The 4,409-nt window shown below is 65.6% G+C and carries 6 protein-coding genes and 1 pseudogene; 3 read left to right on the forward strand and 4 right to left on the reverse strand.

The window, feature by feature from the left end:
* The 4 genes and pseudogenes from Y704_RS24615 to Y704_RS0114955 form a co-directional block, all read right to left on the reverse strand.
* Positions 1 to 212: pseudogene (locus Y704_RS24615) on the reverse strand (class E sortase); the annotation flags it as partial.
* On the reverse strand, positions 196 to 468 hold the full coding sequence (locus tag Y704_RS21690; RefSeq protein WP_081747690.1) for a DUF6993 domain-containing protein: 273 nt from the start codon (positions 466 to 468) through the stop codon (positions 196 to 198). The gene Y704_RS21690 and the pseudogene Y704_RS24615, both read right to left, overlap by 17 nt.
* Before the next feature lie 278 nt (positions 469 to 746).
* A complete protein-coding gene (locus tag Y704_RS0114950) occupies positions 747 to 1,397 on the reverse strand; it encodes a DUF3105 domain-containing protein (protein WP_026550718.1) in 651 nt (216 codons plus the stop codon).
* A gap of 60 nt (positions 1,398 to 1,457) precedes the next feature.
* On the reverse strand, positions 1,458 to 2,147 hold the full coding sequence (locus Y704_RS0114955) for a DUF305 domain-containing protein (protein ID WP_026550719.1): 690 nt from the start codon (positions 2,145 to 2,147) through the stop codon (positions 1,458 to 1,460).
* 142 nt (positions 2,148 to 2,289) lie between these two features.
* On the opposite strand from Y704_RS0114955, the gene Y704_RS0114960 reads away from it, so the two are divergent.
* From Y704_RS0114960 to Y704_RS21695, 3 genes are all read left to right on the forward strand, one after another.
* The gene (locus Y704_RS0114960) at positions 2,290 to 2,613 is read left to right on the forward strand and encodes a metal-sensitive transcriptional regulator (RefSeq protein ID WP_026550720.1); all 324 of its coding nucleotides are present in this window, start codon (positions 2,290 to 2,292) and stop codon (positions 2,611 to 2,613) included.
* A gap of 36 nt (positions 2,614 to 2,649) precedes the next feature.
* Positions 2,650 to 2,874, forward strand: a complete 225-nt coding sequence (locus Y704_RS0114965) for a heavy-metal-associated domain-containing protein (RefSeq protein WP_026550721.1) — start codon at positions 2,650 to 2,652, stop codon at positions 2,872 to 2,874.
* Positions 2,875 to 2,876: 2 nt separating this feature from the next.
* Positions 2,877 to 4,409 (forward strand): heavy metal translocating P-type ATPase (locus Y704_RS21695; protein ID WP_081747691.1); only part of this gene is annotated, 1,533 nt, incomplete at its 3' end.

A 4,409-nucleotide genomic window follows, 5' to 3' on the forward strand; every position in this document is an offset into this window, starting at 1 on the left:
GACGGGCCGCTCTCCCGGACGAACTGCTCCACCGCCTTGTTCTGTACGGCACCGGCCTGCACTCCGGTCCACCAGAACTCCCAGCCCACGAACAGAAGGGCAAGAATGCCGAACGTGAGGAGCAGTTCGCCTGCAATTCCGATGACACTTGTCCGCCTGGACCCAGAACGCTTACGTTTTTCCACCTTTTCGGCCCTAGCCACGGTCGTCACCGATGAAGCATGTTCCGCTCGCGAGGACCGGCAGCACCACGCTCGAGACATTGCCGTCCCGGATGTACGCCATCAGGCACCTGGTGCCGGTGCGCACACCAGCCTGGATCGCGTCTGCCTCAAGCCCCGTGGGCGTAGTGCTGGCGGAGACTTCCAGCGCGTCAGCTGGAACGCCCGCGGATACAAGGGCATCCCTCAGCTGATCCCGGCTGGGCTGCGGCGAGGATGCCACGAGGTCCGTCAGTGCACTCTCCATGGTCTGCTGAAGGGCTTTATCCTCTGCACCTGTCTCCGACTCTGCGGAGGGGGCGCCGGGAGATGCTTCCCCTCCGACGCTGAGAGGTGCCGGAGGAGAAGCGACGCCGGTGGAAAGCACCGTCGACCGTTCCGACGTTGCGCCTTCGCTGTCTGCCACCGGCTGCGAACATCCAGCCAGTAATCCAGCCAAGGCAACGGCCGTGACGCTGACCCTGAATTGGGTGGTGGCACGGCGTCGCAGGGCTCCTACACCTCTCGGGATCACTGAGCCGTACTCTACGAGGCGCCCGGAGGGGTGATGCCGCCGGTGCAGGGTGCGCCGGGCTCGCGCGTCTGCTCACCCTCGATGTACTTGGTCAGGAAGGCGCCGAGGCGCTCGTCATCGGCGGAGTCGACCTCGAGCTGGAGGCCCCACGCCGTAGCGGTGACCGGGCTTTCCTGGTCGGCATTGGGGCTGAGCACCACGTAGGAGCGGCTGCCGACGAGGTCGGTCAGCACGTCGATTTCCTCCTGCGGGAGGTCGGCCTGGTAGGTGACCCACACCGCTCCGTGCTCCATGGAGTGGATGGTGTTGGTAGCAGGTATCGGCTCCGTGTAGACCCCACAGTTGGTCCAGACCGGGTTGTGGTCCCCGCCGACCGGCGGGTTCTGCTGGTACGTGACTTCGGCCTCGGTGTGGTTGAAGGTGAGGTCCTCGTAGGTCTGCACGCCCTCGATCGGCTGGGCGGCGAGCTCCTCGGCGCGGTTCCGCTCCTGGATCTGGCCCACGATCACGATGGTCACCGCCACGATGATGGCCAGGATCACGGCGCCGATTCCCCCGAAGATCAGGGCGTTGCGCTTTCGCTCGCCGGCACGCTGCTTGGCCTGGATGGCCGCCAGACGCGCCTGGCGGTCCGTGTTTTCCTGGGCTCTCTTCTTATTCAACGATCAATTCCTTAGTGCGGAGGGGTTTGGTTCCTATGTTCAATCTACCGGCGGAGCCGGTCACAACTCGTCGAGCAACGCCTGCATGAGATCTATTTCGGCCTGTTGTGAATCCTCGATCCTGCTGGCAAGGGTGCGCACCTGCTCGGTCGAGGCGAGTTCCACGCCGGCTGCAGCCATCTCGACACCCGCCACGTGGTGATCGATCATCAGGGTCAGGTAGATGCGCTCGGCGTCGTCGTCCGAGGCTGCGGCGAGTTCTTCCAGCTGCTCGGGCGTGGCCATGCCGGGCATCAGTCCGTCGGCACCGACAGCCATACTGCCTGCACCGCCGGCGCTTTCCATGCCGGCCGTACTGCCCGACTCCATCGAATGAGCCATGGCTCCCTCAGCCATCGACGTCATCCATGCCATCCGAGGTTCTCCGCTACTCTGCGGAAGGCCCCATTCCTGCAGCCACGCGTACATCTGACCTTTTTGCTGCTGCTGCGTCATGGCGACGTCGTAGGCGATGGTGCGCAGGGTCTCGTCATCGGTGCGGTCCCGCAGCATCATGGACATCTGCACTGCCTGTGCGTGATGCACCTGCATGTCCCGTGAGAAACCGGCGTCGGCGCTGGTGGTACCGGGATGGGGCGAACCTGCTGACACGCGGCCCGCAGTGAATGCCAGGACGAAGAGTGCCACCACGGCGATTCCCGCAAGTACGAGCAGGGTCAGCCTTTGCCAGGCGGACATGGTTGTGAACATTGAGGTCCTTGGGAATTGGGGTTTCGCATTCAAACGTACGGCACAATGCTGGTGGTTTCCTCGACGGCAGAGGGGAATAGGATCTTCCTCCCCCGAGTTATACCCCCAGAGGGTATACTAGGCTCAACGATGAAGGAGACTCATGAGCGAAACAACATCCTCAGCGCCACCCACCCGCGGGTACAGCGCCGAAAAGGATGCCTACCTCACGCGGTTGCGCCGCGTGGAGGGCCAGGTCCGCGGTATTGCGCGCATGGTGGACGAGGACAAGTACTGCATCGACATCCTCACCCAGGTGTCCGCCATCAACAAGGCTCTCCACGCCGTCAGCATGGGCCTCCTCGAGGACCACATCGCGCACTGCGTGGTCGGTGCCGCCCAGGAATCACAGGTAAGCGGCAATGACGAGAACGTCCAGGAAAAAGTGCGGGAAGCGACGGCAGCCATCGGCCGTCTCCTGCGCTAGCAATACCACCCACAACACTATTCAAGGAGATTCATCATGAGCACCACCACTGTCAATGTCACCGGAATGACCTGCGGCCACTGCGTGGAAGCGGTGAAGAGCGAGCTCAGTGCCCTTCCCGGGGTCCAGTCGGTAGAGATCGACCTCGTCAAGGGCGGCCTCTCTGCCACCACCATCACCTCGGAGGGTGCACTGGATTCGGCGCAGGTCAACGACGCCGTTGCCGAGGCCGGCTACAGCGTGGCCTCCAGCGACTCCTGACCATGAGCGCCTCCGAAGCCCCGACACAGACCTCCCCCGCGCCGTCGCGCGTGGTGGAACTCGACATCCAGGGCATGACGTGCGCGTCCTGCGTGGGCCGGGTCGAGCGCAAGCTCGGGAAGCTCGACGGCGTGGAGGCCAGCGTCAACCTGCCGCTTGAATCGGCGGTGGTCCGGGTTCCGGCCCACATCTCCGACCAGGACCTGCTGGACACCGTCAAGGCCACCGGGTACTCCGCTCAGCTGAAGCCGGAGGATCCTCACGGGCACAACGACGCTGCGCACGACGATGCGCACGCCGCACCCCTGCTCCGGTCCCGCCTGATCGTGGCCGCTGTGCTGACGCTGCCCGTAGTGCTCATCTCGATGATTCCTGCCCTCCAGTTTCCGCACTGGGGGTGGGTGGTCCTCGCGCTGGCCCTCCCGGTGGTGGCGTGGTCCGCATGGCCCTTCCACCGGGCCGCACTGGTGAACGCCCGGCACTTCTCGTCCACCATGGACACGCTCGTATCGATCGGGGTCACCGCGGCCTTCGCGTTCTCCGCATGGCAGCTGACCGCTGATCCGCTCGCCACCCAGCACCCCGGCATGATGATGGGCGGCCACGCCCTGTACTTCGAGGTGGCTGCCGTGGTCACCACCTTCCTTCTGCTGGGCCGCTTCCTGGAGGCCAACGCCAAACAGCGTGCGGGAAATGCACTCCACTCATTGCTGAGCCTCGGCGCCAAGGAAGCCACCGTGCTGCGCACGGTGGACGGCGTCCGCACCGAAGTGACGCTCCCGGCCGGCACCCTCATCCCCAACGACGAGTTCGTGGTGCGGCCCGGCGAGAAGATCGCCACGGACGGGGTGGTGGTCGAGGGCCATAGTGCCGTCGACGCCTCACTGCTCACGGGCGAATCGGTTCCGGTGGAGGTGTCGCCGGGCTCGGGCGTCACCGGCGCCACCATCAACACCTCCGGGCGCCTGATCATCCGGGCGACGCGCGTGGGAAGCGACACCACGCTCGCCTCCATGGGCCGGCTGGTGAGTCAGGCCCAGAGCGGCAAGGCCCGCATCGCCCGCCTCGCCGACCGCATCAGCGCCGTTTTCGTCCCGATCGTCCTCGGGATCGCCGTCGTCACGTTCCTTGCCTGGCTGGTGTTCACTGGCGATTCCAATCTTGCGTTCACCGCGGCGGTTGCCGTCCTGGTCATCGCGTGTCCGTGTGCCCTGGGCCTTGCGACTCCCACGGCGCTCCTGACGGGAACCGGGCGCGGTGCCCAGCTGGGCATCCTGATCCGCGGGCCGCAGGTGCTCGAGGATACACGCACCGTGGACACCATCGTGCTGGACAAGACCGGCACCGTGACCACCGGGAAGCTGGCGGTGAGCGGCGTCGTCGTGCTGGGTGCCCTGACGCAGGATGAGGTGCTGCGCACCGCCGGGGCATTGGAGGCCGCGAGTGAGCATCCCATCGCGCAGGCCATTGCGGCCGCGGCGAGCGCCCGCTTCGCGCGTGTGCCGTCCATCGGCGGCTCATCGAGCGCCGTTCCC

The organism is Arthrobacter sp. Br18, assembly GCF_000520555.1.
In the GTDB taxonomy this organism is placed as follows: domain Bacteria; phylum Actinomycetota; class Actinomycetes; order Actinomycetales; family Micrococcaceae; genus Arthrobacter_D.

Excerpts from the sequence above, each read along its gene's own strand:
- Y704_RS21690 (WP_081747690.1), bottom strand. The coding sequence starts at position 468 with ATGGAGAGTGCACTGACGGACCTCGTGGCATCCTCGCCGCAGCCCAGC.
- Y704_RS0114955 (WP_026550719.1), bottom strand. The coding sequence starts at position 2,147 with ATGTTCACAACCATGTCCGCCTGGCAAAGGCTGACCCTGCTCGTACTT.
- Y704_RS0114960 (WP_026550720.1), top strand. The coding sequence starts at position 2,290 with ATGAGCGAAACAACATCCTCAGCGCCACCCACCCGCGGGTACAGCGCC.
- Y704_RS0114965 (WP_026550721.1), top strand. The coding sequence starts at position 2,650 with ATGAGCACCACCACTGTCAATGTCACCGGAATGACCTGCGGCCACTGC.